The sequence below is a fragment of the Streptomyces sp. ADI96-02 genome (assembly GCF_003846185.1).
Lineage (GTDB): Bacteria > Actinomycetota > Actinomycetes > Streptomycetales > Streptomycetaceae > Streptomyces.
Genome location: NZ_ML123034.1, coordinates 1,439,078 through 1,465,761 on the forward strand (window position 1 = coordinate 1,439,078; position 26,684 = coordinate 1,465,761).

Sequence of the window (26,684 nt, forward strand, 5' to 3'; positions counted from 1 at the left end):
GCCCGCGGCGACGGACGGCGGAAGGGGCGTCCCGCACACGCGGGACGCCCCTTCTCCTGGTGTCCGGACCGATCAGCGCCGGTCAGCGCCGGTCAGCCGGCCAGGCAGGACGGGCCGAGCAGGACCTTCAGGTCGCCGAAGAGCGCCGGGTCGGGCTTGACCCGGTGGCGGTCGAGCCGCAGGACGGTGGTCTTGCGGGGCCCCTGGAGCCTGATGCGCACCTCGGTGTCGCCCCGGTGATGGCTCAGGACCTCACCGAGCCGGGTGACCATGGGCGGGGTGATCTTCACCGTGGGGATGGTGAGGATCACGGGCGCGTTGCTCCCGGCGTTCGAGATGTCGGGGACCTGCATCTCCATGGCGACCAGCCGCGGCACGTCCTCGCGCTTGTCCAGGCGTCCCTTGACGAAGACGACGGTGTCCTCGACGAGCTGGGTGGAGACGAGCTGGTAGGTCGCGGGGAAGAACATGCACTCGATGGAGCCGGCCAGGTCCTCGACGGTGGCGATCGCCCAGGCGTTGCCCTGCTTGGTCATCTTGCGCTGGAGGCCGGAGATGATGCCGCCGAGGGTCACGATCGCGCCGTCCGCGTGCTCCCCGCCGGTGAGCTGCGAGATCGAGGAGTCGGCCTTGTCGGAGAGCACGTGCTCCAGACCGAAGAGCGGGTGGTCGGACACGTACAGACCGAGCATCTCGCGCTCCTGGGCGAGCAGGTAGGACTTCTCCCACTCGACGTCGGAGAACTCCACGTCGAGCCCGAAGCCCGGCTCGCTGCTGTCCTCCTCGCCCATGCCGCCGAAGAGGTCGAACTGCCCCTCGGCCTCCTTGCGCTTGACCTGCACCACGTTGTCGATCATCGGCTCGTGGTGGGCGACCAGGCCCTTGCGGGTGTGGCCCATCTCGTCGAAGGCGCCGGCCTTGATGAGGGATTCGACGGTGCGCTTGTTGCAGACGACCGCCTCGACCTTGTCGAGGAAGTCGGGGAAGCTGCTGTACTTCCCCTTCGCCTTGCGCGACCGGATGATCGAGTCGACGACGTTCTGGCCGACGTTGCGCACGGCCGTCAGGCCGAACAGGATCACGTCGTCACCCTGGGCGGCGAAGTTGGACAGCGACTCGTTGACGTTGGGCGGCAGCACCTTGATGCCCATGCGGCGGCACTCGTTGAGGTAGACCGCGGACTTGTCCTTGTCGTCCTTGACCGAGGTCAGCAGGGCGGCCATGTACTCGGCGGGGTAGTTCGCCTTGAGATAGGCGGTCCAGTAGGTGACCAGCCCGTACGCCGAGGAGTGCGCCTTGTTGAAGGCGTAGCCGGCGAACGGCACCAGGACGTCCCAGAGCGCCTTGATCGCCGCGTCCGAGAAGCCCTTCTCCTTGGCGCCCTTCTCGAAGAGGACGAAGTTCTTCGCCAGCTCCTCGGGCTTCTTCTTGCCCATTACGCGGCGCAGGATGTCGGCCTCGCCGAGCGAGTAGCCGGCGACGATCTGGGCGGCCTTCTGGACCTGCTCCTGGTAGACGATCAGCCCGTAGGTGAGGCCGAGGACCTCCTTGAGGGGTTCCTCCAGCTCCGGGTGGATCGGGGTGATCTCCTGGCGGGCGTTCTTGCGCTCGGCGTAGTTCGTGTGGGAGTTCATGCCCATCGGGCCCGGCCGGTAGAGGGCCGAGACGGCGGAGATGTCCTCGAAGTTGTCGGGCTGCATCTGGCGCAGCAGGGAGCGCATCGGCCCGCCGTCGAACTGGAAGACGCCGAGCGTGTCGCCCCGGCAGAGCAGTTCGTACGTCTTCGGGTCGTCCAGCGGCAGCGAGAGCATCTCCAGGTCGATGCCCTTGTTGGACTTCACCATCTTGATGGCGTCGTCCATGATCGTCAGGTTGCGCAGGCCGAGGAAGTCCATCTTCAGCAGGCCGAGCGACTCGCACTGCGGGTAGTCCCACTGCGTGATGGTGACGCCGTCGGTGTGCCGGACCCAGACCGGGGCGTGGTCGACGATGGGCTCGCTGGACATGATGACGCCCGCGGCGTGCACGCCCATCTGCCGGACCAGTCCCTCGACGCCCTTGGCGGTGTCGATGACCTTCTTGACGTCCGGTTCGCTCTCGTACATCCCCCGGATCTCGCCCGCCTCGCTGTAGCGGGGGTGCTTGGGGTCGGTGATGCCGTTGAGGTCGATGCCCTTGCCGAGGACGTCGGCGGGCATCGCCTTGGTGAGGCGGTCGCCCATGGCGTACGGGTAGCCGAGGACGCGGGCGGAGTCCTTGATCGCGTTCTTGGCCTTGATCTTGCCGTACGTGCCGATCATGGCGACCTTGTCGGCGCCGTACTTCTCGGTCACGTACCGGATCACCTCGACGCGCCGGCGCTCGTCGAAGTCGATGTCGACGTCGGGCATGGAGACGCGTTCGGGGTTGAGGAACCGCTCGAAGATCAGCCCGTGCTCGATCGGGTCGAGGTCGGTGATGCCCATCGCGTACGACACGATCGAACCGGCGGCGCTGCCTCGGCCGGGGCCGACCGCGATGCCGTTGTTCTTGGCCCACATGATGAAGTCGGCGACGACCAGGAAGTACCCGGGGAACCCCATCTGGATGATGATGTCCATCTCGTACTCGACCTGCTTCTGGCGGTCCTCGGGCACGCCGTTCGGGAAGCGGCGCCCCATGCCGGTGCGCACTTCCTCCTGGAACCAGGTGATCTCCGTGAAGCCGTCGGGGATCTCGAACTTCGGCATGAGGTTCTTCGCCTCGAACATGCCGGTGGTGTCGATCTGCTGCGCGACCAGGAGGGTGTTGGCGCACCCTTCCTGCCAGGCGTCGGAGGAGTCGACGGCGTACATCTCGTCCGTCGTCTTGAGGTAGTAGCCGGTGCCGTCGAAGCGGAAGCGGTCCGGATCGGAGAGGTTCTTGCCGGTCTGGATGCAGAGCAGGGCGTCGTGGGCGGTGGCCTCGTGGGCGTACGTGTAGTGGGAGTCGTTCGTGACGAGCGGCGGGATGTCCAGCTTCTTGCCGATGGCCAGGAGCCCGTCGCGGACCCGGCGCTCGATCTCGATGCCGTGGTCCATCAGCTCCAGGAAGTACCGGTCCGCCCCGAAGATGTCCTTGTAGTCGGAGGCCGCCTGGACCGCCTCGTCGAACTGGCCGAGCCGCAGCCGGGTCTGCACCTCGCCCGAGGGGCAGCCGGTGGACGCGATCAGCCCCTCGGACCACTGGGAGATGGTCTCCTTGTCCATCCGGGGCCACTTCTGGAGCCAGCCCTCGGCGTACGCGTCGGAGGAGAGCCGGAAGAGGTTGTGCAGTCCGGTCTTGTTCGCCGCCCAGATCGTCTTGTGGGTGTACCCACCGGATCCGGACACGTCGTCGCGCTTCTGGTGCGGCTGCCCCCACTGCACCTTGCGCTTGTGCTTGCGCGACTCCGGGGCGACGTACGCCTCGATCCCGATGATCGGCGTGACGCCCGCCTTGGTCGCCGAGTGGAAGAAGTCGTAGGCCCCGTGGAGGTTGCCGTGGTCGGTCATCGCGATGTGCGACATGCCCATCTCGTTGCACGCCTCGAACATGTCCTTGAGCCGCGCGGCACCGTCCAGCAGCGAGTACTGGGTGTGGACGTGCAGGTGCGTGAAGGGCGGCTTGGTCACGGCGTCGGGCCTCCGGGAAGTCGGGCGATGACGGACGGGGGGACAGCGTGGAAGTCTACGACGTGACGGACTCGGACGACGGGCACTACCCGCGTCCGCCGAGCGTTGGAGAGAGCGGAACACGTGTCCGTTTTGTCATGTACTCAGTCATGCACGCCAGGTACCAGGAGGCAGCACACGATGTCGGAAACGCAGACCGGCGCAGCGCAGCGCGGGGAGCAGATTCTCGCCGTTTTCGACACCGCCTTCGGGGAGCTGCTGGCCGCCGATCCGGCCGCCTTCCGGGTGAAGTTCCGCAAGATGGCCGGCTCGGCCTTCGCCTTCTACCGGGGCACCGCCTGCCTCTTCTACGGCGACCTGGAGCGCGAGCGGCACGGCGGCCCGTACGTCGACGAGCGCACCGGCCGGGTATGGATCCACGGCGATCTGCACGCGGAGAACTTCGGCACGTACATGGACGCCAACGGCCGGCTCGTCTTCAACGTCAACGACTTCGACGAGGCGTACGTGGGCCCCTTCACCTGGGACCTGAAGCGCTTCGCCGCCTCGGTGGCGCTCATCGGCTACACCAAGGCGCTCTCCGACGAGCAGATCACCGACCTGGTCCGGATCTTCGCCGCGGCCTACCGGGAGCGGATCCACGCCCTGGCGACGGGCGCGAAGAACGACGAGGTGCCCCCGTTCACGCTCGACACCGCGGACGGCCCGCTGCTGGGCGCGCTGCGCGCGGCCCGCTCGCTGACCCGCTTCTCGCTGCTGGACTCGATGACGGTCATCCGGGACTTCGAGCGCCGGTTCGCCGAGGGCGGCGGGGCGATCGACCTGGACGCCGCCACGCGGTACAAGGTGCTGGCCGCGTTCGACGGCTATCTGGAGACGCTGCCCGAGTCGAGCCTGACCCGCCCGGACTCCTACCGCGTGAAGGACGTGGTGGGCCGCCGGGGCATCGGCATCGGATCGGCGGGCCTGCCCTCGTACAACATCCTCCTGGAGGGCAACAGCGACGCCCTGGAGAACGATGTGGTGATCTACCTCAAGCAGGCGCAGACCCCGGCGGTCTCCCGGCACATCACGGACGCCGCCGTGCGGGAGTACTTCCAGCACGAGGGGCACCGCACCGTGATCTCGCAGCGCGCCCTCCAGGCGCACGCGGACCCGTGGCTGGGCTGGACGGAGCTGGACGGCGCGGGCCAGCTCGTCGCCGAGGTCTCGCCGTACGCGGTCGATCTGGACTGGTCAGACATCGACGAGGTGACGGAGATCGCGGCGGTCGTCGCCGACCTGGGCCGGGCGACCGCCACCATGCACTCCGCCGCCGACGACGAGAGCGGCCACTCGCTGGTCCCGTTCTCCACGGAGCGGGCCATCGACGCGGCCATCGCGGCCGACGAGGAGGGCTTCGGGGAGCTGCTGGTCGACTTCGCCCACAGCTACGGGGCCCGGGCCCGCGCGGACCACCAGATCTTCGTGGACCTCTTCCGCAACGGCCGGATTCCGGGGCTGTAGCGGCCCGATCCCGGGACTGCGGGGCGGGGCCGGGGGCGGAATCCCACCCTCCGCGGGCGGCGGCCGGCCGGCCGCCGCCCGGTACGTCCCGCTCCGCTTCGACGCGCCGGAAAACCCCCTTGGCATCGTGCGACCGGCGTCGGTACTGTCACCGGCGTTGATCATGAACCGTCATCAAGGGGGGACGACCATGAGTCGCCGCATCACACTGACCGTTGCCGCCTGTCTCGCCGCCGGGGCATCGCTTCTCGCCGCTCCCGCGCACGCGGCCGAGCCCGACACCGCCGTACGCGCGTCGCAGTCGGCGGAGGTCTCGGCCGCCGCCAGCGACCGGGTGAAGTGCACCAGCCTGAGCAACGGACAGCTCTGCATATCGCTGAACACGGGCCCGTCCCGCATCGAGGTCTTCTACACCAAGAGCGGCGGCTCGGCCATCACCGCCGAACTCGGATTCCGCTCGTCCAGCACCGACTGGGGTCCGACGAAGACCATCACCACCGGCGAGCGGGCCAACACCACCTGGACCATGAGCTACCCCTGCGGCAGGAAGTACGTGGGGCTGATCAAGGTCGCGGGCCAGGGGACCTTCGAGACCCCGGCGGCCACCCCGCCCTGCGGCTGACACCCGCCGCGCCCACCGGGACGTGAGGTGATCCGGGACCGCCGATGAAGGCGGTCCCGGTTTCCGCGCACACCGGCGCCCCGGGAACGCTCGTTCACAGGTTCACAGGTTCGCATGCGAGACTTCCCCGTGATGGACGGTTTCGGTACGCAGCTCAGGGTCGTGCGCGCGGCACTCTTCACGGTGCTCGTCATGACGCTCTCCGTCGCGTCCCATGTGCTGCTCTCCCGGGCGCCTCTGCCCCTGACCGCCGTGGCCCTGATGGCCGTGGCGGTCTTCGCCGTGGCGTACGCGCTGGCCGGCCGGGAGCGCGGCTTCGGGGCCATCGCCGGGCTCCTGGTCCCGCTGGAGCTGGCCGCCGACACCGTCTTCACCACCGGCCAGAACGTCTGCTACGGCGCGGCGGGCGGCCCGGTCGCCGGATCGCTGCGCTCGGTCGGCTTCGACGTGCTGTGCGGCGGCGAAGTCGGCGCGGGCGTACCGGCGCCCGGCGAGGTCGGCGCCGGTCACCCGGCGTCCGCGTTCCTGGCCGCCCCCGGCCCCGCCGTACCGTGGCTGCTGCTCGCCGCCCATGTATCGGTCGGGCTGCTCGCGGCGGCCTGGCTCCGGCACGGCGAGGCAGCCCTGGTCGCCATGCTGGCCGCAGGCGCGGCCCTGGCCTTCCGGCCCCTGCTCATCGCGGTCGCCGTGCTGGGCGGGACGGGCGGCACCGCCCGTCGCAAAGCGCGTGTCACCGGCCACAGCCCGCACCTGCTCGCCCACGCCCGTCTGCTCGTGCACTCCGTGGGACGGAGGGGACCGCCGCGCTCGGCCTGCGCCATCGCCTGAGCAACGCCATCCCCCGTACACCACCCACACGCACGGAGACCACCATGAGCAAGCGCAACAGCCAGGCCAACAAGTCGGCGGCCCGCGAGCGTCTGCGCGTCGAGCGCGAGCGCCAGGCCAAGAAGGACAGGACCCGCCGGCAGGCCGTGGTCGGCGTCTCGATCGTCGCGGTGCTGGCCGTCGCCGGCGGCATCGGCTGGGGTGTCATGCAGCTGAACAAGCCCTCCCAGTGGGAGGCGGCCGCGGACGCGAAGAACATCACCGCGCCCAAGAACACCTCCGGCGAGAACGGCACGACCGTCGTCATCGGCAAGCCCGCCGCCAAGAAGACCCTGGAGCTGTACGAGGACTCCCGCTGCCCGGTCTGCGCGGCGTTCGAGCAGTCCGTGGGCAAGACGATGGACGAGGACGTCGAGGCCGGAAAGTACAAGATCAAGTACATCGGCGCCACGTTCCTCGACAACGCCACCAACGGCGAGGGCTCGAAGAACGCGCTGAGCGCGCTCGGCGCGGCGCTCGACGTCAGCCCGGAGGCGTTCCTCGCCTACAAGAACGCGCTCTACTCCGCGAAGTACCACCCGGAGGAGTCCGAGGACAAGTTCAAGGACGACTCCTACCTGATCAAGATCGCCGACTCGGTCGACGCGCTGAAGGGCGACAAGGAGTTCCGGAAGAACGTCGAGGACGGCACCTTCGACGGCTGGGCGATGAAGATGTCCGAGACGTTCGACAAGAGCGGCGTGGAGGGCACCCCGACGCTGAAGATGGACGGCAAGCTGGTCACGAAGGAGGGCAGCGACAGCGCCCCGATGACCGCGGCCGACTACAGGGCCTCGATCGACAAGGCCCTCAAGGGCTGACGCGCGGGCCCCGCGCCACGGCGACGGGCAGGCGAACCTCCGCGGTTCGCCTGCCCGTTCCGCGTTCCCGGCCTGATCCCGCAGCCGCGGCGGCGTCCCGGCGGCCTACAGCGTGGCGAGGAACCCGAGCGCGACCTTCCAGGCCCGGTCGGCCGCCGTCGCGTCGTAGTCGGGCAGGTCGGCGTCGGTGAACAGGTGTCCCGCGCCCGGGTAGCGGTAGACCTCCACGTCCGCGCCGGTCCGCTGCATCTGGAGGTACCAGCTGTTCAGCCAGTCGTGCGACTCGAACGGATCCGGGTCGGCGACGTGCAGCTGCACCGGGAGCTCGTCCACCGCGGCGTTCTCCGCGAGGTCCGAGGTGCCGTGGAACAGCAGCAGCCCGCGCGCCTTCGCGTCGCCGAGGGCCAGGGTCTGCGCGGTGGCCGCGCCGAAGGAGAAGCCCGCGTAGACGAGGCCCTGGTCGGAATAGGGGGCGGCGGCCAGCACGGCGCGCCGCAGCAGCTCCTCCTTGCCGACCTCCTCCTTGTGGGCCATGCCCTCTTCCACCGAGTCGAAGGTGTGCCCGTCGAAGAGATCGGGCACGCGCACCTCGTGGCCGGCGTCCCGCAGACGCGCGGCCGCGGCGTGCACGGCGGGCCGGAGCCCGTAGGTCGAGTGGAAGAGCATGATGTTCATGAGGCCCATGGTGCCAGTTGTGCCCCAAGGCTTGGAGGACGAGGCAATGGAGAACGTGCTGCGCCCGCTGATCGTCGTCGGCGGTTCCGTGGTGATCACCCTGCTGGTCGGCTGGCTGGTCGACCTGCTGCTGCGCAGGGCCGACAGCCGCCACCACGAGACGCCGCTGTGGGGTCTGCTGCGGCGCTGCCGGCCACCGTTGCAGCTGGTGCTCATCACGGCTCTGCTGCGGGGCAGTTACCGTCAGATAGGTCTCGACGTGGTCAGCGAGCACCGGGCCTCGATCGGCCAGGTCCTGACCCTGGTGCTGATCGGCGCGTCCGCGTGGCTGGTGGTCCGCATCGCCGCGACGATCGTCGAGGCCAGCTACGCCCGTTACGCGGCGGCCACCCGCGATCCGGCCCGGGTGCGCCGGGTGCGTACGCAGGTGACGCTGATCCAGCGCGTGGTCATCGCGATCGTGACGACCGTCGCCATCGCGGCCATGCTGCTCACGTTCCCCGCCATGCAGACGGTCGGCACCTCGATGCTGGCCTCGGCCGGTGTGCTCGGCATCGTCGCCGGTGTGGCCGCCCAGTCGACGCTCGGCAACCTCTTCGCGGGCCTCCAGATCGCCTTCGGCGACATGGTGCGGATCGGCGACACCGTGGTGGTGGACGGCGAGTGGGGCACCGTCGAGGAGATCACCCTCACGTTCCTGGCCGTGCGGACGTGGGACGAGCGGCGCATCACGATGCCGGTCTCCTACTTCACCAGCAAGCCGTTCGAGAACTGGTCGCGCGGCGGGGTCCAGATGACCGGCACCGTCTTCTTCCACCTCGACCACTCCGCGCCGGTGGCCGCGATGCGCGAACGGCTGCGCGACATCCTCGGCGACATCGCCGCCTGGGACGGCCGCGACTGGTCGCTCGCCGTCACCGACACGACGCCCTCCACGATCCAGGTGCGGGCCGTGGTCACCGCGAAGGACGCGGACGACATCTGGACCGTGCGCTGCGCGGTGCGCGAGCAGTTGATCGGCTGGCTGCGCGACCACCACCCGTACGCGCTGCCGCGCATCTCCACCTCGCCCGCCGTACTGCCCCCGGGCGAGCAGTGGGCGGAGCTGACCGGCGCGGCGGTCAGCTCCGGCCGCAACGGCTCGGGCCCCCACGCCGACCACGGCGGCTCCAGGGCGCCGCGCACGGGACGCGGCTGACGGTGCGGGCGGGCCAGGTTACGCCGCCGGCCGGTCAGCGCAGCGAGCGCACGTCCAGGTAGCGCAGTACCCGGTCCACCACCTCGGGATCGGAACCGGCCTCGCTGCGTGCGGCCAGCACCTCGTGGCGGGCGGCGGACATCATCTCGCGCTGGATGCGGTTGACCGCCTTGAACCGCTGGGCCCGCTTCGCGTACGCCTCGCGCCGCTCCTCGTCGATCATGTCCGGGCTGATCCTCGCCCCGATGTCGTACGCGGCGCGCTGGAGGCGTTCCATCATCTCCTCCGGGAAGTCCTCGACCTCCTGGATCTCCTTGAGCCGGTGCTTGGCGGCTCTGGCCGCGCGGATGGCCAGGTCCCGTTCCAGGGCCCGTTCGGCCTCGGTGTCGGCGCCGACACCGAGCTTGCGCACCAGCCAGGGCAGGGTGAGCCCCTGGAAGACGAGCGTGGCCATGATCACCGCGAACGCGATGAAGACGATCTCGTCGCGGCCGGGGAAGGGCCGGCCGTCGTCCGTCTTCAGCGGGACGGCGAGGGCCAGCGCGACGGAGGCCACTCCGCGCATCCCGGCCCACCACATGACCAGGGTCTCCCGCCAGCTGGTGGGGATCTCCTCGCTGACGTCCGGGCGGTTGTGCAGCCGTTTGGCGAGCCAGGTCGCCGGCAGCAGCCACATCAGCCGTACGCCGACGACGACCGCCACGACAGCGAACCCCCAGCCGAGCATCCGGAACTCGCGGCCGTCGGACGTACCGAAGACGCTGTTCAGTTCGAGCCCGATGAGTCCGAAGGCCACGCCGGTGACCAGGGTGTCGACGATCTCCCAGAAGCTGCGTCCGGTGAGCCGGCCCTGGACGTCGTCGGCGTCGGCCGTGTGCTCGGCGAGGAAGAGGGCGGTGGTCAGGACGGCGAGGACGCCGGAGCCCATCAGCTCCTCGGCCAGCACGTAGCTGACGAAGGGCACCAGCAGCGTCAGGCCGACCTGGAGGGTCGCGTCGCCCAGCATCCCCATCAGCTTGAGGGTGGCCCAGCCGAGGGCGAGCCCGACGGCGACCGCGACGACGGCGGAGAGGACCAGCAGCCCGACGGCATCCGGCAGTGAGAAGGTTCCGCTGACCGCGGCGGCGATGGCTGCGTGGTAGAGCACGATGGCGGTGACGTCGTTGAAGAGCCCTTCGCCCTCCAGGATCGAGATGAGCCGGCGCGGCAGCCCCACCGAACCGGCCACGGCGCTCGCCGCCACCGGGTCGGGCGGGGCGACGAGCGCGCCGAGCGCGACGGCGGCGGCGACGGGCAGTCCGGGCACGATCGAGTTGGCCACCGCGGCGACCGCGGCCGTGGTGACGAAGACCAGGGCGACGGCGAGCAGGAAGATGGGGCGCGTGTTGGCGGCGAACTGCCGCCAGGAGGTGCGCTGCACCGAGGCGTAGATCAGCGGCGGCAGCAGCGCGGGAAGGATGATCTCGGGCGGGATGTCGACGTCCGGCACGAACGGGGCGAACGCCATCGCGATCCCGATCAGCGTCATCAGGATCGGTGCCGGCAGGCGCAGCCGCTCGCCCAGCGGCACCGTGACCACGGCTCCGAGCAGCAGCAGGAGCAGCAGTGCCATTTGTTCCACGGTGGCGCCTTCCGGAACGCGGGTCCGGGCCGTCTCCGGCCGGCGGGTTCCACCGGAGGTCGGCCGCTCAGGGCCCGGCCGGCTCGGCGGCAGGCCGGAGCCTCCACCCTGCCACGCGGGGTCCGCGATCCCGGCGAGCCGCCCGCCGGCCGCCGTCAGACCGTCCCGAGGTCCCGCCGCATGGCCCGGTGCGGGATGCCCGCGTCCCGGAACTCGGGGCCGTACGCCACGTAGCCGAGCCGCTCGTAGAAGCCGAGGGCGTGCGTCTGGGCGTGCAGGTCCACGGCGGTGAGGCCCAGCTCGCGGGCCTGGTCCTCGATGGCCCGCACCAGCGCGGCTCCGACGCCGAGGCCGCGCGCCTCACGGGTCACCGCGAGGCGTCCGAGCGAGCCGACGGCCAGGTCGCCCCCGGTCTTCGCGGCGGCGTCCGCACCGTGCAGGAGGCGTCCCGTGCCGAGGGCGGTGCCGTCGGCGGCGATCGCCAGGACGTGGGCCGCGGTCGCGTCGTGGGCGTCGTACTCGATGTCCTCGGGCACCCGCTGCTCGGCGACGAAGACGTCCTTGCGGACCTGGAAGCAGGCTTGGAGGTCGCTCTCCTCCCGGGCCCGGCGGAGCGTGTACGCCGTGGGTGCGGGCGGGGTCACCGGCTCTCCGCGTCGATGGTGTCGAGGGCCTTGCGCAGGTCCGCCGGGTAGTCGCTGGAGAACTCGACCCAGCGGCCGTCGCCCGGGTGCTCGAAGCCGAGGCGCACGGCGTGCAGCCACTGCCGGGTCAGGCCGAGCCGCTTGGCGAGGGTCGGGTCGGCGCCGTAGGTGAGGTCGCCGACGCACGGGTGGCGGTGGGCGGACATGTGGACCCGGATCTGGTGGGTGCGGCCGGTCTCCAGCTTGATGTCCAGCAGGCTGGCGGCGCGGTACGCCTCGATCAGGTCGTAGTGGGTGACGGAGGGCTTGCCCTCGGCGGTGACCGCCCACTTGTAGTCGTGGTTGGGGTGGCGGCCGATGGGCGCGTCGATGGTGCCGCTCATCGGGTCCGGATGGCCCTGGACGAGCGCGTGGTACTTCTTCTCGACGACCCGGTCGCGGAACTGGGCCTTGAGCAGCGTGTAGGCCCGCTCGGACTTGGCGACGACCATCAGTCCGGAGGTGCCCACGTCCAGGCGGTGCACGATGCCCTGGCGCTCGGCGGCCCCGGAGGTGGAGATCCGGTACCCGGCGGCGGCGAGGCCGCCGATGACGGTGGTGCCGGTCCAGCCGGGGCTGGGATGGGCGGCGACGCCGACCGGCTTCGCGATGACGACGATGTCCTCGTCGTCGTGGACGATCTCCATGCCCTCGACGGGCTCGGCGACGATCTGGACCGGAGGGGCCGCCCGAGGCATCTCCACCTCCAGCCAGGCCCCGCCGTGCACCCGCTCGGACTTCCCGGCCACCGAACCGTCCACCTGGACCTTCCCGGCGGCGGCCAGCTCGGCGGCCTTGGTGCGGGAGAAACCGAACATCCGGGAGATGGCGGCGTCGACGCGCTCGCCTTCCAGGCCGTCCGGTACGGGCAGGGTGCGGATCTCGGGGTGCGTACTCACCAGTCGAGTATGCCTTGCGCCCGCTAGTCCTTGTGCACGGTGCCGTCGGGGTCCAGGCCCTTGAAGGAGAGGATCACGATGAGGATGCCGCCGCAGACGATCGCGGAGTCGGCGAGGTTGAAGACGGCGAAGTGCTTGGGGGCGATGAAGTCCACCACCGCGCCCTCGAACACGCCGGGCGTGCGGAAGATGCGGTCGGTGAGGTTGCCGAGCGCACCGCCCAGGAGCAGCCCCAGGGCGATGGCCCACGGCAGGCTGTAGAGCTTGCGCGCGAGCCGGAAGATGACCACGATCACGCCGGCCGCGATGACCGTGAAGATCACCGTGAACGCCTCGCCGAACCCGAACGCGGCACCCGGGTTGCGCAGCGCGCGGAACTGCAACCAGTCGCCGAAGATGTCGATCGGCGGCTGGTGCTCCAGCTTGGCGACCACGATCATCTTGCTGATCAGGTCGAACAGGTAGGCCACCACGGCGACGCCGAGGAGGACCAGGATCCTCCGCCTGCCCCGGCCGGGGCCCGCGCCGTCGACGCCGCCCTCGGCCGGCTGCTCGACGCCGACCTCGTCGGCCCCTTCAGCGTCGGGATTATCCGGCGTACCGATGATGCGCTCCGCCTCTGCCACGTGAGTCCCTCAACCTAGGTGCCTGACTGAGCACGAGGGTACGGCACACCTGTGCGGATCAGCCGCGCCGCTCCTGCTTCTGTTTGTCCTCCACGCAGAGGGTGGCGCGCGGGAACGCCTGCATACGGGCCTTGCCGATCGGTTTGCCGCAGACCTCGCAGAGGCCGTACGTGCCCGCCTCCAGCCGGGTGAGCGCCCGCTCGTTCTGCTCCAGCATCTCCTGGGCGTTGGCGGCGAGGGACAGCTCGTGCTCGCGGGTGATGTTCTTGGTGCCGGTGTCGGCCTCGTCGTCGCCCGCGCCGTCGCCGGAGTCCCGCATCAGCCCGGCCAGGGCCGCGCCCGAGGTCTCCAGCTCGGTGCGCAGCCGCATGATCTCGCTGGTGAGCAGCGTGCGCGCCTCGGTGACCTCCTCCTGCGTCCAGGGGTCCTCGCCGGGCCGTACCGCCAGATCGCCGGGCGCGGTCGCCCCGGCACGGGCGGGCGGCACGGGCGCCGTTCCCGCCGCTCCGGCGCCGGGACGACTCGCGCTCTTCTTGGCTACCACCGTGTGGGCTCCCGTCTGCTCGGCGGCCTGGGCCGCCCCCGTGGCCGTCGCTGCGGCCTTCTTCGAAGCCTTCTTGGCCGCGGTCTTCTTCGTGGTGCGCCCGCTCGCGGCGCTCTTGCCCGCGGCGGCGCTCCCGGGGGCCGCCTTGTGGGCCGCCGCCTTCTTCGTCGCCCTTTTCGCCACTTTCTTCGCCGCCTTCTTCACGGCCTTCTTCACGCCCTTGCCGACCGGTGGCTCCTCGGCGCCGTCGGGTCCGGCCGCGGTCTCTTCCGCCGTCTTCTTCGCCACCATGGCCGCGGCCCCTTCACATATTGTGATCTTGCTCGCGAATCGTGCTGGGACGATAAGTCGACCCCAGCTCCGCGGCAACGGGGCACGCCGCCGTTCCGCCTCTCCCCCGGACCTCAGGAGACGCGCCTGCCTCCGTTGTGCCCAACTCCCCGCCCGGTAATCCGCCGCCGCGCCGAGCGGGGAATTCCGCGGGCCGCCTCTGGCCATTCGGGTCACGGGGCGCCCGGCCGACGACCGGTCGGCCGTCGCCCGTACGGGCCCGTACACTGGCCCCAGCGAGAGGCATGGATGGGACGAGTAGCGTCGTACGCAGCCCGCAGCGACCCGGGGACGGTGGGAGCCCGGGGGCGTGCACGTCGTGAAGATCACCCCGGAGCTGCCGGAAGAACGCTTTGGACCGTGGGCCCCGCCCACGGGTACAAGGTCAGTAGAACCGGCGTCGCGACCCAATGAGGGGGCCATGGGCGCACGCCCGCGGCCAAGGAGGGTGGTACCGCGGGAGCGCACGGCTCTCGTCCCTCCGACGGAAGTGGAAGACGTCCGCCGGAGGAAGCCGCACATGACATCGCCGCAGTACCGCCAGGTACCCGCCCAGGTCGACCTGCCCGCGCTGGAGCACGCCGTGCTCGACTTCTGGCGCGAGAGCGAGATCTTCGCCAAGAGCCTCGAACAGTCCGAGGGCCGCCCCGAGTGGGTCTTCTACGAGGGCCCGCCGACCGCCAACGGCATGCCGGGCGCCCACCACATCGAGGCCCGCGTCTTCAAGGACGTCTTCCCGCGCTTCCGCACCATGCAGGGCTACCACGTCGCGCGCAAGGCCGGCTGGGACTGCCACGGCCTGCCGGTCGAGCTCGCGGTCGAGAAGGAGCTGGGCTTCAACGGCAAGAAGGACATCGAGGCGTTCGGCATCGCCGAGTTCAACGCCAAGTGCCGCGAGTCGGTGACCCGGCACACGGACGCCTTCGCCGAGCTGACGACCCGCATGGGCTACTGGGTCGACCTGGACGACGCCTACCGCACGATGGACCCGGAGTACGTCGACTCCGTGTGGTGGTCGCTGAAGGAGATCTTCGCCAAGGACCTCCTCGTCCAGGACCACCGCGTCGCCCCCTGGTGCCCGCGCTGCGGCACCGGCCTCTCCGACCACGAGCTGGCCCAGGGCTACGAGACGGTCGTCGACCCCTCGGTCTTCGTCCGCTTCCCCCTCACCTCCGGCCCGCTGGCCGGCGAGGCGGCCCTCCTCGTCTGGACGACCACCCCCTGGACGCTGGTCTCGAACACGGCGGTCGCCGCGCACCCCGAGGTCCGCTACGTCGTCGTGACGGACGGCGAGGAGAAGCTCGTCGTCGCCGAACCACTCCTGGAGAAGGCGCTGGGCGAGGGCTGGGAGGCGACCGGCCCGTCCTTCACCGGCGCGGAGATGGAGCGCTGGACCTACGAGCGCCCGTTCACCCTCGTCGACTTCCCGGCCGAGGCGCACTACGTGGTGAACGCCGAGTACGTGACGACCGAGGACGGTACGGGTCTGGTCCACCAGTCCCCCGCGTTCGGCGCCGACGACCTCGTCGTCTGCCGCTCCTACGGCCTGCCCGTGGTGAACCCGGTACGCCCCGACGGCACCTTCGAGGAGAGCCTGCCGCTGGTCGGCGGCGTCTTCTTCAAGAAGGCCGACGAGGCGCTGACGGCGGACCTGGACGCGCGCGGCAAGCTCTTCCGCCACGTCCCGTACGAGCACAGCTACCCGCACTGCTGGCGCTGCCACACCGCGCTCCTCTACTACGCGCAGCCGTCCTGGTACATCCGCACCACCGCGATCAAGGACCGGCTCCTGGAGGAGAACGAGAGGACCAACTGGTTCCCGGACTCCGTCAAGAACGGCCGCTTCGGCGACTGGCTGAACAACAACGTCGACTGGGCGCTCTCGCGCAACCGCTACTGGGGCACCCCGCTGCCGATCTGGCGCTGCGAGGACGACCACCTCACGTGCGTGGGCTCGCGTGCCGAACTGACGGAACTCACGGGCCGGGACCAGTCGTCCCTCGACCCCCACCGCCCGTTCATCGACGAGATCACCTTCACCTGCTCGCACGAGAACTGCCAACTGGAGGCGTACCGGGTCCCGGAGGTCATCGACGCCTGGTACGACTCGGGTTCGATGCCGTTCGCGCAGTGGGGCTACCCGTACAAGAACAAGGAGGTCTTCGAGAGCCGCTACCCGGCGCAGTTCATCTCGGAGGCCATCGACCAGACCCGGGGCTGGTTCTACACGCTCATGGCGGTCGGCACCCTGGTCTTCGACAAGTCGTCCTACGAGAACGTGGTCTGCCTGGGCCACATCCTCGCCGAGGACGGCCGCAAGATGTCCAAGCACCTGGGCAACATCCTCCAGCCCATCCCGCTGATGGACCAGCACGGGGCCGACGCGGTGCGTTGGTTCATGGCGGCGGGCGGCTCCCCGTGGGCGGCACGGCGGGTGGGCCACGGCACGATCCAGGAGGTCGTCCGCAAGACGCTCCTCACCTACTGGAACACGGTCGCCTTCCAGGCCCTGTACGCGCGCACCTCCGGCTGGGCCCCCTCGGCGGCCGACCCGGCGCCGGCCGACCGCACGGTCCTGGACCGCTGGCTCCTGAGCGAACTGAACGCGCTGGTCGACCAGATGACCGCCGCGATGGAGCGCTACGACACCCAGCGCGCCGGCAAGCTGCTCTCCGCATTCGTGGACGACCTCTCCAACTGGTACGTCCGCCGCTCGCGCCGCCGCTTCTGGCAGGGCGACAAGGCGGCCCTGCGCACCCTGCACGAGGTCGTCGAGACGGTGACCCGGCTGATGGCCCCGCTGACGCCGTTCATCACCGAGCGCGTCTGGCAGGACCTGATCGCGCCGGTCACCCCGGACGCCCCGCTGTCGGTGCACCTGTCCTCCTGGCCGAAGGCGGACCTCGGCGCGATCGACCCGGCGCTGTCCACGCAGATGGCGCTGGTGCGCAGGCTGGTGGAGCTGGGCCGGGCCACCCGCGCCGAGTCGGGCGTGAAGACCCGCCAGCCGCTGTCCCGCGCGCTGGTCGCGGCGACGGGCTTCGCCTCGCTCTCCCCCGAGCTGCGCGCCCAGATCACGGAGGAGCTGAACGTCTCCTCGCTGGCCTCGCTCTCCGAGGTCGGCGGCTCGCTGGTCGACACCACGGCGAAGGCCAACTTCCGCGCCCTGGGCAAGCGGTTCGGCAAGGGCGTCCAGGCGGTCGCCAAGGCGGTCGCGAACACGGACGCCGCGGCGCTCTCCCTGGCCCTGCGCGAGGGCACGGCCTCGGTGGAGGTCGACGGCGAGCAGATCGCCCTCACCCCCGAGGAGGTCATCATCACCGAGACGCCGCGCGAGGGCTGGTCGGTCGCCTCGGACTCGGGCGCGACCGTCGCCCTGGACCTGGAGATCACTCCGGAGCTGCGCCGCGCCGGCCTGGCGCGTGACGCGATCCGCCTGATCCAGGAGGCCCGCAAGAACAGCGGCCTGGACGTCGCGGACCGCATCTCCGTCCGCTGGACGTCGACGGCCCCCGCCACGGCGGAGGCCCTGGCCGAGCACGCGGCGCTGATCGCGGACGAGGTGCTGGCGCTGGAGTACGCGGAGGGCGAGGCGGACGAGACGTACGGCGTCCCCTTCGAGGACGAGGCCCTGTCGCTGACGTTCCGCCTGCGCAAGACGGAGCACTGACCCGCACGACCGGTGAAGGGCCCGGCCGGACGCCTCCGGCCGGGCCCTTCACGCTTCCCACCGCGACGGACTCCAGCCCCGGTCCCGGCCACTTCCAGCCCCGGTCCCGGCCGACTCCAGCCCCTCCGGCGCTTGAGGAGCGGGGCCCGGGGCAGAGCCCCGGTTTCGGGAAGGGGCGGGCAGGGGAGCAGCCCGCCGCAGGCGCCCCACCGCACGGCAGAGGGCCGGGCCCCGGGAAACCCCGGGGCCCGGCCCTCTGCCTGCCGACGGCTACGCGCTCAGCGAGCGCGAACCGCTCAGTTGTCGTCCTCGTCGATCAGGAACCCACGCATCGGCGACGGCGCCTGCTGCATCGGCTGCGGCGCCTGCGGCCGAACCGGCGCCATCGGCTGCGTCATCGCGGGCGACATCTGCTGCTGGGTGCCGTAGGACGGAGCACCGCCCATCGACTGGCCGCCGCCCATCTGCTGGCCGCCGTGCCCACCGTGGTTGGAGCCGCCCATGGAGTGGCCCATGGCACCCGCACCGGCCGGAGCCAGCGAGGGCGACGGCGGCAGCGAAGCGGCGGCCGGGGTCCGCGGCGGGGCGAGCGAGTCGTCCGCCTGGGTCTCCAGCTGACGCAGCTGGCTCTCCAGGTAGGACTTCAGGCGCGTCCGGTACTCGCGTTCGAAGCCGCGCAGGTCCTCGACCTTGCGCTCCAGCGTCGCGCGGGCCGACTCCAGCGAGCCCATCGCCACACGGTGCTTCTCCTGCGCGTCCCGCTCCAGCGCGTCCGCCTTGGCACGCGCGTCGCGCTCCAGACCCTCGGCGCGGCTGCGGGCCTCGCCGACGATCTTGTTGGCCTCGGAACGGGCCTCCGCGATCGCCTGGTCGGCGGTCTGCTGCGCGAGCGACAGGACACGCGCGGCGCTGTCGCCGCCGGGGCCCTGGCTCTGCTGCTGCATCTGCGGGGGCTGCTGCTGCATCTGCATCTGCTGCATCTGCTGCTGCTGCGGGTTGTGTCCCATGGGGCCGCCCATCGGGCCGCCCTGCATCGGGCCGGGGCCGTGCGGGCCCTGCGGACCGGGGCCATGACCACCCTGGGGGCCGTGACCACTGGGACCGGCGGGCAGCTGCGGCGCGCCACCGGGCAGTTGGGGCGGACCCATCTGCGGGGGCTGCTGCTGCACCGGCGGACCGGATATGGCGGCGGGAACGGGAGCCCCGGGGCGGTCCTGCTGCTCCGGAGGCTTGCGCATGCCCTGTTGCTGCTGCTGGTTCTGCGCGGCGGCGCGCGTCGCCGCGGCCAGCTTGGCGCGCAGGTCCTCGTTCTCTCGGAGCAGGCGGGTCAGCTCCGATTCGACCTCGTCGAGGAAGGCATCGACCTCGTCCTCGTCATAGCCTTCTCGGAGGCGGACGGTCGTGAACTGCTTGTTCCGCACGTCCTCGGGGGTCAGCGGCATCTCTTCTTCACCTCTACGTAGTCGTCGGCAGTCGGCAAGACCGTATCGCTCACAACCTGACCACAACGGCGATCAGGATGTAGACGATGATCATCAGAACGAAGAAGGACAGGTCGAGTGCCACGCCCCCGAGACGCAGCGGCGGAATGAACCGCCGCAGGAGCTTGAGCGGTGGATCGGTGACAGTGTAAGTGGCCTCAAGTACGACCACCATCGCCTTGCCGGGTTGCCATGAACGTGCGAACTGGAAGACGTAGTCCATGACCAGCCGGAAGATCAGCACGATGAGGAAACACATCAGCGCGATATAGACCACATCCCGTGCGACGCCCATGTCTCGCGCTTCCCTCTCCCCTGGCTCTCGTAGCTCCGGCCTCGCGGCCGGCACCGGCCTCCCGGCCGGGTCGTTCCCGGTGTCGTGTTCTCAGCTCTGGTTGAAGAATCCGCCCTCTGCGATGCGGGCCTTGTCCTCCGCCGTGACATCGACGTTAGCAGGCGACAACAGGAACACCTTCTGCGTCACGCGTTCAATGCTGCCATGGAGACCGAAGACGAGTCCCGCGGCAAAGTCGACAAGTCGCTTTGCGTCCGTATCGTCCATCTCCGTGAGATTCATGATCACCGGAGTGCCCTCACGGAAGTGTTCCCCGATGGTACGGGCCTCGTTGTAGGTCCTGGGGTGCAGCGTGGTGATGCGGTAGGGCTCCCGCTCGGACACGACCTTGGGCATGATCACCGGTGCGTTCTTCTCCATGTTCGGGCGTTCAGGTGTGATGGATGCCACGGGGGCGATCCGGGCGGGTCGGCTGCTTTCCGCGGGGAGCTGAACGGGCTCCCGTTGCGCGGGTGGTTGCACCACTCGCACCGGTTCATCCCTTTCGCGCTCCCGCTCCCGTTCGCGCTCCACCTGATGGGGGGGCTGATGCCGCCGCCGGTCGCGCTCGGGCTCCGGCTCAGGTTCGAATTCGTCGTCGGGGTCGAACCCCGGACCGTCGTACCCATCGTCCTCCACGAGGCCGAGGTAGACCGCCATCTTGCGCATCGCGCCGGCCATGCTCCGAGTCCTCCGCTCTGTGGTGGATCGGCATTCGTCACCAAGTGCCAGCGATCCACGGTGGCCTACCCGTTAGGAGCGGGAATGACCATATTTTCTGCTGTGGTCCGACTTCTTCGCGACGTTACCCGAGCCGGGGTCGGTCTCCGAGCACCGCCGTACCGACGCGTACATGTGTCGCCCCCGCCGCCACCGCGTCCTCAAGGTCCGCGCTCATCCCCGCGGACACCATGTTCGCAGCCGGGCGGTCGGCGCGCAGCCGGGACGCGCATTCCATCAGCCGGTCGAACGCGGCCCGTTGCCGCCCCGCGTACGGACCCGCCAGCGGCGCCACCGTCATCAGGCCGTCGAGCCGGAGTCCGGGCGCCGCGTCCACCGCGGCGGCCAACTCCTCGATCCCGTCCGGTGCGACGCCTCCGCGCTCGCCCCGCTCCCCGCTCTCCGCGTCCAGGGCGACCTGGACGAGGCAGCCGAGCTCCCTCTCCCCGCGGACGGCCGCCGCCGAGAGGGCGGTGACCAGCCTGACCCGGTCCACCGACTGCACGACATCGGCATAACTCGCCACAGAACGAACCTTGTTCGTCTGCAATTGTCCGACAAAGTGCCACGTCAGGGAAAGATCCGCGCAAGCGGTGGCCTTGGGGGCCGCGTCCTGGTCACGATTCTCGGCGACATGGCGCACACCGAGTTCGTGCAGGATTCGCACATCGCTCGCGGGGTAGGTCTTGGTGACCACGATCAGGGTCACTTCGTCGCGTGCGCGACCGGCCCCGGCGCAGGCGGAGGCGATCCTCTCCTCCACCCGTGCCAGATTCGCCGCGAGTTGTTCCTTACGATCCGTCATGCCCTATCAGTCCAACCAGACATATCCGGCGAGCCGCCCCGTGACGCGGTCGCGGCGGTACGAGAAGTGGTCGCCCGATTCGAGGGTGCAGAACGGCGAACGGTGCCGGTCCGCCACCCCGAGGGCGGCGAGCTGTGCGTGCACCCCGGCCGTGACGTCGACCGCGGGGGTGGACCAACTGGTCTCGGACCACGAGCCGGGGACGGCGTCGGCGACCTCGGCCCGCATCCCCTCGGGCACCTCGTAGCAGCGTCCGCAGACGGCCGGTCCGGTGTGCGCGGTGATCCGGGAGGGGCGTGCGCCGAGCGCGACCATGGCCTCGACCGCCGCCGGCACCACTCCGGCGACCAGCCCCGGCCGCCCGGCGTGCGCCGCCCCGACGACTCCGGCGACCGGATCGGCGAGCAGCACGGGCGTGCAGTCGGCGGTGAGGACCGCGAGCGGCAGTCCGTGCCGGGCGGTCACCACCGCGTCCACAGCCGGAACCTCCGCGTCCGCCGCCCAGGGCCCGTCGACGACGGCGACCTCCCGCCCGTGCACCTGGTTCATCCAGACCACGCGGGCCGGGTCGAGACCGAGGCGGCGGGCGGCGCGTTCGCGGTTCGCACGGACGGCGGCGGGGTCGTCTCCGACCGCGCCGCCGAGGTTGAGCTCGCCGTACGGAGCGGCGCTCACCCCGCCCCACCGGTCGGTGAAGGCGAAATGAGCGCCGCCCGTGACGGATGCCGCCCGGTGCTGACCTATCACTTCAAGAAGTCCGGGACATCCAGCTCTTCGGCCTGGGTGTCCTGGTAGGGACGGGCCGGCGGGACGTGCGGCGGGGAGACCGGCGGCAGCGTGCTCTCGTTCGACGCCGGAGCGGGAGAGGTCTCGGCCGGGGCCGGGGCCGCCTCACGCGACGGCACCGAACCGAGTCCGCCCGACTGGCGGGCGGGCTCGGCGGAGGACCTGGCCGGGGCGGTCTGCTCCTCGCGCTTGTTCGTGTTCGCCCCGAGGACGTTCTCGCGGCGGGCCGGCGGCTGTCCGCCGTCGAAGCCCGCGGCGATCACGGTGACCCGCACCTCGTCGCCCAGGGCGTCGTCGATGACGGCGCCGAAGATGATGTTGGCCTCGGGGTGCGCCGCCTCGCTCACCAGCTGGGCGGCCTCGTTGATCTCGAAGAGACCGAGGTCGCTGCCGCCGGAGATGGAGAGCAGCACGCCGCGGGCCCCGTCGATGGACGCCTCCAGCAGCGGCGAGGAGATCGCCATCTCCGCGGCGGCCACCGCGCGGTCGTCGCCGCGGGCCGAGCCGATGCCCATGAGCGCCGATCCGGCCTCGGACATGACCGACTTGACGTCGGCGAAGTCGAGGTTGATCAGACCCGGTGTGGTGATCAGATCGGTGATGCCCTGCACGCCCGAGAGCAGGACCTGGTCGGCCGACTTGAAGGCGTCCAGGACGCTGACCTGGCGGTCCGAGATGGACAGCAGGCGGTCGTTGGGGATGACGATGAGGGTGTCGACCTCTTCGCGGAGTTCGGCGATGCCGTCCTCCGCCTGGTTCGCGCGGCGCCGGCCCTCGAAGGTGAACGGGCGGGTGACCACACCGATCGTCAGGGCGCCGAGCGAGCGCGCGATGTTGGCGACGACGGGTGCGCCGCCGGTGCCGGTGCCGCCGCCTTCCCCGGCGGTGACGAAGACCATGTCGGCCCCCTTGAGGACCTCCTCGATCTCCTCACGGTGGTCCTCTGCCGCCTTGCGACCGACGGCCGGGTTCGCCCCGGCGCCGAGGCCGCGGGTGAGTTCGCGGCCGACGTCGAGCTTGACGTCGGCGTCGCTCATCAACAGGGCTTGTGCATCCGTGTTGATCGCGATGAACTCGACGCCCTTGAGGCCGACCTCGATCATTCGGTTGATGGCATTGACACCACCGCCGCCGACACCGATGACCTTGATGACTGCGAGGTAGTTCTGCGGTGCTGCCACGTCGAAGGCCTCTCGCCTCGAGTTACGTGTCGTCGCTCTGCGGAGGACCCGCGGCGACGACTGATGTCGATGGGGACGGTCCGAACGCCGACCCAAACCCTGACGTTCAACTTCAGGGTTACCAGTGTGTCTGCTTCTTGGACTCTTCCGAACAGGACACTAAGTCGACAAGTGGCGCACGTTCAACGAACACGCCGAACCTCCCGTTTTTCTTTTCACCCTATGTGATCACCCGTAGCGCTGACCAACCAGGGTGCTGGCCAGCACAAATGCCCGTCAACTCCCCGATACCGCAGGGGCGGTGGGGGCACTGACGTCGAAGTGTCCCGCTTTGGGAGCGGCTTTCATCAGAGCGGTGAGAACCCGCGCCTTGACGGCGCCGTCCTCCCCGCTGCCCCAGGTCACGTCGCGATCCCGGGTGAGCCGCAAGGAGATCGCGTCGTACGAGGTGACCCGTACGGCCTCGGTGTCCTTCGCGACGCCCTCCGGGAGCTCGCCCGCCACCCGGACCGCCTCCCGCACCAGCCGGTCGCTTCCGAAACGGCGCAGACTGGCCGACCGGTCGGGCGTCAGTTCCAGCAGCGGTACGCCCGCGGGCGCCCGGTCCACGGTGGCGAAGCGCACACCCTCGGCGTCCACTTCGACGAACTTCGCGCCCTTCCGGACCAGCAGGACGGGCTTGCGTTCCGTCACCTTAAGGCTGATGCCGTGCGGCCAGTCCCGAACGACATCCACTGTGTCGATACGAGACAACTTCTGGCGCAACCGGTCCTCCATGCCGTCGGTGTCCACGGAGACCAGCGGAGCGCCCATCGGCGTCGCGGCGACCGCTTCCACCTCCGCGCGGGTCAGCACCTCGACCCCGCTGGTGCTCACGCGTTCGACCCGGAGCCAGGAGGAGCCGTAGAGCGCCCAGAGGACGAACCCGGTGAGCAGGGCCGCCGCCACGGCGATCAGGACGAGCAGCGTACGCCGGCCCGGCCCGCGCCCCTGAGGGCCGATGTGGGGGGCGCGGGCGGGAGTGTCCGCCCGCCCCGCTGCGCCGCGCTGGGCGGTCGTCGGTCCGGCCACGCTCGCTCCTTCGCCGGACCCGGGACGTCCGCCCCGGGTCCGCACCGCCTCACGCCTGGCGGCGTGCGGCAATCGCTTCGTACACCATGCCGACGAGCAGGTCGTCGGCGTCGCGCCGGCCGAACTCGGCGGCGGCACGGGACATCTCGTACAGCCGGTGCGGGTCCGAGAGCACCGGCAGGACGTTGCCCTGCACCCATTCCGGGGTGAGCGCCGCGTCGTCCACCAGCAGGCCGCCGCCGGCGTTGACCACCGGTTGGGCGTTGAGCCGCTGTTCCCCGTTGCCGATGGGCAGCGGCACGTAGGCGGCCGGCAGCCCGACGGCGGAGAGTTCGGCGACGGTCATCGCGCCCGCGCGGCAGAGCATCATGTCGGCCGCGGCGTACGCGAGGTCCATCCGGTCCACGTACGGTACCGGGATGTAGGGCGGCATCCCGGGCATGTTGTCGACGCGCGGCAATTCGTTCTTCGGGCCGACCACGTGCAGGATCTGGATTCCCGAGCGCTGGAGCAGCGGCGCGACCCGCTGGACCACCTCGTTGAGGTGCCGGGCGCCCTGCGATCCGCCGGAGACGAGCAGCGTGGGCAGGTTGGGGTCGAGGCCGAAGGAAGCGCGCGCCTCCGGGCGGACCCGGGCGCGGTCCAGGGTGGCGATGGTGCGGCGCAGCGGAATGCCGATGTAGCGGGCGCCGCGCAGCTTGCTGTCCGGAGTGGAGACGGCGACCCCGTGGGCGTAGCGCGAACCGATCTTGTTGGCCAGTCCCGGGCGGGCGTTGGCCTCGTGGACGACGATCGGCACCCCGGCGCGCTTGGCGGCCAGGTAGCCGGGCAGGGCGACGTAACCGCCGAAGCCGACCACGCAGTCCGCCTTGGTGCGCTCCAGGACCTGCTCGGCGGCCTTGATCGTGCCGCGCAGCCGGCCCGGGACGGTGATCAGTTCGGGCGTGGGCTTGCGGGGCAGCGGGACGGCGGGGATGAGCGCGAGATCGTACCCCCGCTCGGGTACGAGCCTGGTCTCCAGTCCGCGTTCCGTGCCGAGGGCCGTGATGCCCACGGTCGGGTCCTGCCTGCGCAGGGCGTCTGCGAGGGCAAGCGCGGGCTCGATGTGTCCGGCGGTCCCCCCGCCGGCGAGTACGACATGCACCGAAATTCACCGCTCTCCGGACGGACGCTTCTTGACGCGCCGTCTCATCGTCTTCCATCTCACCCCGGGCCTCCGCACGGCCAGGGCCGCCTTCGCGGCGGGATCCTCTCGCGCGAAGGCGATCATCAGCCCGACCGCGAACATGGTCGGCAGCAGGGCGGACCCTCCGTAGGAGAACAGCGGGAGCGGGACCCCGGCGATCGGCAACAGGCCGAGCACCGCACCGATGTTGATCACGGCCTGGGCCGTGATCCACGTCGTCACGCCTCCCGCGGCATACCTCACGAAGGGGTCCTCCGTGCGTCCGGCCACGCGGATACCCGCATAGCCTAGAGCCGCGAACAGGGCGAGCACGGACAGCGTCCCCGCCAGCCCCAGTTCCTCACCGGTGATCGCGAAGATGAAGTCGGTGTGTGGTTCGGGGAGTTGACCCCATTTTTCCACACTGGCCCCCAGCCCGGAACCGAACCATCCACCGGACGCCAGAGCGTAGATTCCGTGCGCGGCCTGCCAGCAGCCGCCCTCCGGATCGGGTTCGCTCACGCCCATGCAGGCGAGCCGGGACATGCGGTTGGCGCTGGTCTTGATGAGCAGGAAGGCGATGACGGCGGCGAAGCCGAGCACCCCGGCGAAGAGCCGGGTGGGGGCGCCGGCCAGCCAGAGCAGGCCGAACAGGATCGCCGTGAGGATGATCGCGGTGCCCATGTCGCCGCCGAGCATGATCAGGCCGAGCAGCACGAACGCGACCGGGACGAGCGGCACGAGCATGTGCTTCCACTGCGTCAGCAGCCGCTTGTCCTGCTTGCGGGCGAGCAGGTCGGCGCCCCACAGGATCAGGGCGAGCTTGCCGAACTCGCTGGGCTGGAGCTGGAAGGGGCCGCCGAGGTAGAGCCAGTTCTGGTTGCCGTTGACCGACATCCCTATCCCCGGCACCTGGACCAGGACCATCAGGAAGACGGTGACCATCAGCATCGGGTAGGCGAGGGCCCGGTGGAGCTTCACCGGCATCCGGGTGGCGATCAGCATGAGCGCGCCGCCGATGACCGCGGCGAGGAACTGCTTGCCGAAGAAGTACGTGGCGGGCTTGCTGATGTCGAGCGCCTTGATCATCGAGGCGGAATAGACCATCACCAGGCCCAGCACGGTGATCAGGAGGCTGGAGCCCAGGATCACGTAGTAGGCGGTCAGAGGCCGGTCCCAGGCCCGGCGTGCCTGCTCGTAGGCCCCCCGCACCCGGCCGCCGCGCGGCCGGCGCGGACTTCCGCCGCCGCTGCCGCGGCCGGAGCCGCGCGGGGCGGCGGGCCGCCGGGAGCCGGTGGCCAGTCGTCCGCGCAGGGCCGTGCCGGGGGGCAGCGGTACGCCGGCGGGGACGGGTGCGGCCGGCAGGCGCGGTACCGGCGCCCGGGACGCCCGTACGCGGTCCGGTCTGCGCCGGGCTGAGCTCTCGTCGGCCGGCATGGTCGCTGTC

22 protein-coding genes are annotated in these 26,684 nt (G+C 70.5%); 6 read left to right on the forward strand and 16 right to left on the reverse strand.

Annotation, left to right across the window (positions count from 1 at the left end; all coding sequences use genetic code 11):
• Window positions 1-92: 92 nt before the first annotated feature.
• Window positions 93-3,632, reverse strand: coding sequence for a DNA polymerase III subunit alpha (gene dnaE / locus EES43_RS06305; protein WP_124267788.1), 3,540 nt, complete (start codon window positions 3,630-3,632; stop codon window positions 93-95).
• 180 nt (window positions 3,633-3,812) lie between these two features.
• Between dnaE and EES43_RS06310 the strand changes: the two genes are divergently transcribed.
• From EES43_RS06310 to EES43_RS06325, 4 genes are all read left to right on the forward strand, one after another.
• Complete coding sequence (locus EES43_RS06310) at window positions 3,813-5,138, forward strand: DUF2252 domain-containing protein (RefSeq protein ID WP_124267789.1); 1,326 nt, start codon at window positions 3,813-3,815, stop codon at window positions 5,136-5,138.
• 190 nt (window positions 5,139-5,328) lie between these two features.
• Window positions 5,329-5,760 carry a hypothetical protein gene (locus EES43_RS06315; protein ID WP_124267790.1) on the forward strand — a complete coding sequence of 144 codons (432 nt, stop codon included), beginning with the start codon at window positions 5,329-5,331 and terminating at the stop codon, window positions 5,758-5,760.
• 132 nt (window positions 5,761-5,892) lie between these two features.
• On the forward strand, window positions 5,893-6,588 hold the full coding sequence (locus EES43_RS06320; RefSeq protein WP_124271816.1) for a hypothetical protein: 696 nt from the start codon (window positions 5,893-5,895) through the stop codon (window positions 6,586-6,588).
• Between the two features lie 44 nt (window positions 6,589-6,632).
• Window positions 6,633-7,448 carry a DsbA family protein gene (locus EES43_RS06325; protein ID WP_124267791.1) on the forward strand — a complete coding sequence of 272 codons (816 nt, stop codon included), beginning with the start codon at window positions 6,633-6,635 and terminating at the stop codon, window positions 7,446-7,448.
• Between the two features lie 105 nt (window positions 7,449-7,553).
• Here the strand turns inward: EES43_RS06325 and EES43_RS06330 are convergent, their stop codons facing one another.
• Complete coding sequence (locus EES43_RS06330) at window positions 7,554-8,132, reverse strand: dienelactone hydrolase family protein (RefSeq protein WP_124267792.1); 579 nt, start codon at window positions 8,130-8,132, stop codon at window positions 7,554-7,556.
• Window positions 8,133-8,169: 37 nt separating this feature from the next.
• Between EES43_RS06330 and EES43_RS06335 the strand changes: the two genes are divergently transcribed.
• On the forward strand, window positions 8,170-9,321 hold the full coding sequence (locus tag EES43_RS06335) for a mechanosensitive ion channel family protein (protein ID WP_124267793.1): 1,152 nt from the start codon (window positions 8,170-8,172) through the stop codon (window positions 9,319-9,321).
• 34 nt (window positions 9,322-9,355) lie between these two features.
• On the opposite strand, the gene EES43_RS06340 is transcribed toward EES43_RS06335, so the two are convergent.
• From EES43_RS06340 to EES43_RS06360, 5 genes are all read right to left on the reverse strand, one after another.
• On the reverse strand, window positions 9,356-10,942 hold the full coding sequence (locus EES43_RS06340) for a Na+/H+ antiporter (protein WP_124267794.1): 1,587 nt from the start codon (window positions 10,940-10,942) through the stop codon (window positions 9,356-9,358).
• Between the two features lie 155 nt (window positions 10,943-11,097).
• Window positions 11,098-11,586 carry a GNAT family N-acetyltransferase gene (locus tag EES43_RS06345; protein ID WP_124267795.1) on the reverse strand — a complete coding sequence of 163 codons (489 nt, stop codon included), beginning with the start codon at window positions 11,584-11,586 and terminating at the stop codon, window positions 11,098-11,100.
• The gene (locus EES43_RS06350; RefSeq protein WP_124267796.1) at window positions 11,583-12,524 is read right to left on the reverse strand and encodes an RluA family pseudouridine synthase; all 942 of its coding nucleotides are present in this window, start codon (window positions 12,522-12,524) and stop codon (window positions 11,583-11,585) included. The genes EES43_RS06345 and EES43_RS06350 overlap by 4 nt, the downstream gene beginning before the upstream one ends.
• A gap of 23 nt (window positions 12,525-12,547) precedes the next feature.
• Window positions 12,548-13,150, reverse strand: a complete 603-nt coding sequence (gene lspA / locus EES43_RS06355) for a signal peptidase II (protein ID WP_124267797.1) — start codon at window positions 13,148-13,150, stop codon at window positions 12,548-12,550.
• 58 nt (window positions 13,151-13,208) lie between these two features.
• A complete protein-coding gene (locus EES43_RS06360) occupies window positions 13,209-13,985 on the reverse strand; it encodes a TraR/DksA family transcriptional regulator (RefSeq protein ID WP_124267798.1) in 777 nt (258 codons plus the stop codon).
• 559 nt (window positions 13,986-14,544) lie between these two features.
• On the opposite strand from EES43_RS06360, the gene ileS reads away from it, so the two are divergent.
• Complete coding sequence (gene ileS / locus EES43_RS06365; RefSeq protein ID WP_124267799.1) at window positions 14,545-17,694, forward strand: isoleucine--tRNA ligase; 3,150 nt, start codon at window positions 14,545-14,547, stop codon at window positions 17,692-17,694.
• A gap of 296 nt (window positions 17,695-17,990) precedes the next feature.
• Here the strand turns inward: ileS and EES43_RS06370 are convergent, their stop codons facing one another.
• The 9 genes from EES43_RS06370 to ftsW all read right to left on the reverse strand — a co-directional run bounded on the left by EES43_RS06370 (window position 17,991) and on the right by ftsW (window position 26,674).
• Window positions 17,991-19,136, reverse strand: coding sequence for a DivIVA domain-containing protein (locus EES43_RS06370; RefSeq protein ID WP_124267800.1), 1,146 nt, complete (start codon window positions 19,134-19,136; stop codon window positions 17,991-17,993).
• 49 nt (window positions 19,137-19,185) lie between these two features.
• Window positions 19,186-19,470, reverse strand: coding sequence for a YggT family protein (locus EES43_RS06375; protein WP_124267801.1), 285 nt, complete (start codon window positions 19,468-19,470; stop codon window positions 19,186-19,188).
• Between the two features lie 90 nt (window positions 19,471-19,560).
• Complete coding sequence (sepF, locus tag EES43_RS06380; RefSeq protein WP_124267802.1) at window positions 19,561-20,190, reverse strand: cell division protein SepF; 630 nt, start codon at window positions 20,188-20,190, stop codon at window positions 19,561-19,563.
• Between the two features lie 124 nt (window positions 20,191-20,314).
• Window positions 20,315-21,034 (reverse strand): YggS family pyridoxal phosphate-dependent enzyme, encoded by a 720-nt coding sequence (locus EES43_RS06385; RefSeq protein WP_124267803.1) that lies wholly within the window; start codon window positions 21,032-21,034, stop codon window positions 20,315-20,317.
• A gap of 6 nt (window positions 21,035-21,040) precedes the next feature.
• The gene (gene pgeF, locus EES43_RS06390; RefSeq protein WP_124267804.1) at window positions 21,041-21,781 is read right to left on the reverse strand and encodes a peptidoglycan editing factor PgeF; all 741 of its coding nucleotides are present in this window, start codon (window positions 21,779-21,781) and stop codon (window positions 21,041-21,043) included.
• Entirely contained in the window at window positions 21,778-23,001 is a 1,224-nt protein-coding gene (gene ftsZ, locus EES43_RS06395) for a cell division protein FtsZ (protein WP_124267805.1), read from the reverse strand. Before ftsZ ends, pgeF begins: the two co-directional genes overlap by 4 nt.
• 276 nt (window positions 23,002-23,277) lie before the next feature.
• On the reverse strand, window positions 23,278-24,072 hold the full coding sequence (locus EES43_RS06400; RefSeq protein ID WP_124267806.1) for a cell division protein FtsQ/DivIB: 795 nt from the start codon (window positions 24,070-24,072) through the stop codon (window positions 23,278-23,280).
• A 49-nt stretch (window positions 24,073-24,121) separates the two neighbouring features.
• Entirely contained in the window at window positions 24,122-25,216 is a 1,095-nt protein-coding gene (gene murG, locus EES43_RS06405) for an undecaprenyldiphospho-muramoylpentapeptide beta-N-acetylglucosaminyltransferase (RefSeq protein WP_124267807.1), read from the reverse strand.
• Window positions 25,217-25,222: 6 nt separating this feature from the next.
• Entirely contained in the window at window positions 25,223-26,674 is a 1,452-nt protein-coding gene (gene ftsW, locus EES43_RS06410) for a putative lipid II flippase FtsW (protein ID WP_206429996.1), read from the reverse strand.
• Window positions 26,675-26,684 lie beyond the last annotated feature (10 nt).

What these genes read in the sequence shown, in the direction of transcription:
- EES43_RS06375 (WP_124267801.1), bottom strand. Translation starts at nt 19,470, where the DNA reads ATGGGCGTCGCACGGGATGTGGTCTATATCGCGCTGATGTGTTTCCTC.
- EES43_RS06310 (WP_124267789.1), top strand. Translation starts at nt 3,813, where the DNA reads ATGTCGGAAACGCAGACCGGCGCAGCGCAGCGCGGGGAGCAGATTCTC.
- EES43_RS06330 (WP_124267792.1), bottom strand. Translation starts at nt 8,132, where the DNA reads ATGGGCCTCATGAACATCATGCTCTTCCACTCGACCTACGGGCTCCGG.
- sepF (WP_124267802.1), bottom strand. Translation starts at nt 20,190, where the DNA reads ATGGCCGGCGCGATGCGCAAGATGGCGGTCTACCTCGGCCTCGTGGAG.
- ileS (WP_124267799.1), top strand. Translation starts at nt 14,545, where the DNA reads ATGACATCGCCGCAGTACCGCCAGGTACCCGCCCAGGTCGACCTGCCC.
- EES43_RS06360 (WP_124267798.1), bottom strand. Translation starts at nt 13,985, where the DNA reads ATGGTGGCGAAGAAGACGGCGGAAGAGACCGCGGCCGGACCCGACGGC.
- EES43_RS06335 (WP_124267793.1), top strand. Translation starts at nt 8,170, where the DNA reads ATGGAGAACGTGCTGCGCCCGCTGATCGTCGTCGGCGGTTCCGTGGTG.
- EES43_RS06385 (WP_124267803.1), bottom strand. Translation starts at nt 21,034, where the DNA reads ATGACGGATCGTAAGGAACAACTCGCGGCGAATCTGGCACGGGTGGAG.
- EES43_RS06320 (WP_124271816.1), top strand. Translation starts at nt 5,893, where the DNA reads ATGGACGGTTTCGGTACGCAGCTCAGGGTCGTGCGCGCGGCACTCTTC.
- EES43_RS06315 (WP_124267790.1), top strand. Translation starts at nt 5,329, where the DNA reads ATGAGTCGCCGCATCACACTGACCGTTGCCGCCTGTCTCGCCGCCGGG.
- ftsW (WP_206429996.1), bottom strand. Translation starts at nt 26,674, where the DNA reads ATGCCGGCCGACGAGAGCTCAGCCCGGCGCAGACCGGACCGCGTACGG.
- EES43_RS06370 (WP_124267800.1), bottom strand. Translation starts at nt 19,136, where the DNA reads ATGCCGCTGACCCCCGAGGACGTGCGGAACAAGCAGTTCACGACCGTC.
- EES43_RS06325 (WP_124267791.1), top strand. Translation starts at nt 6,633, where the DNA reads ATGAGCAAGCGCAACAGCCAGGCCAACAAGTCGGCGGCCCGCGAGCGT.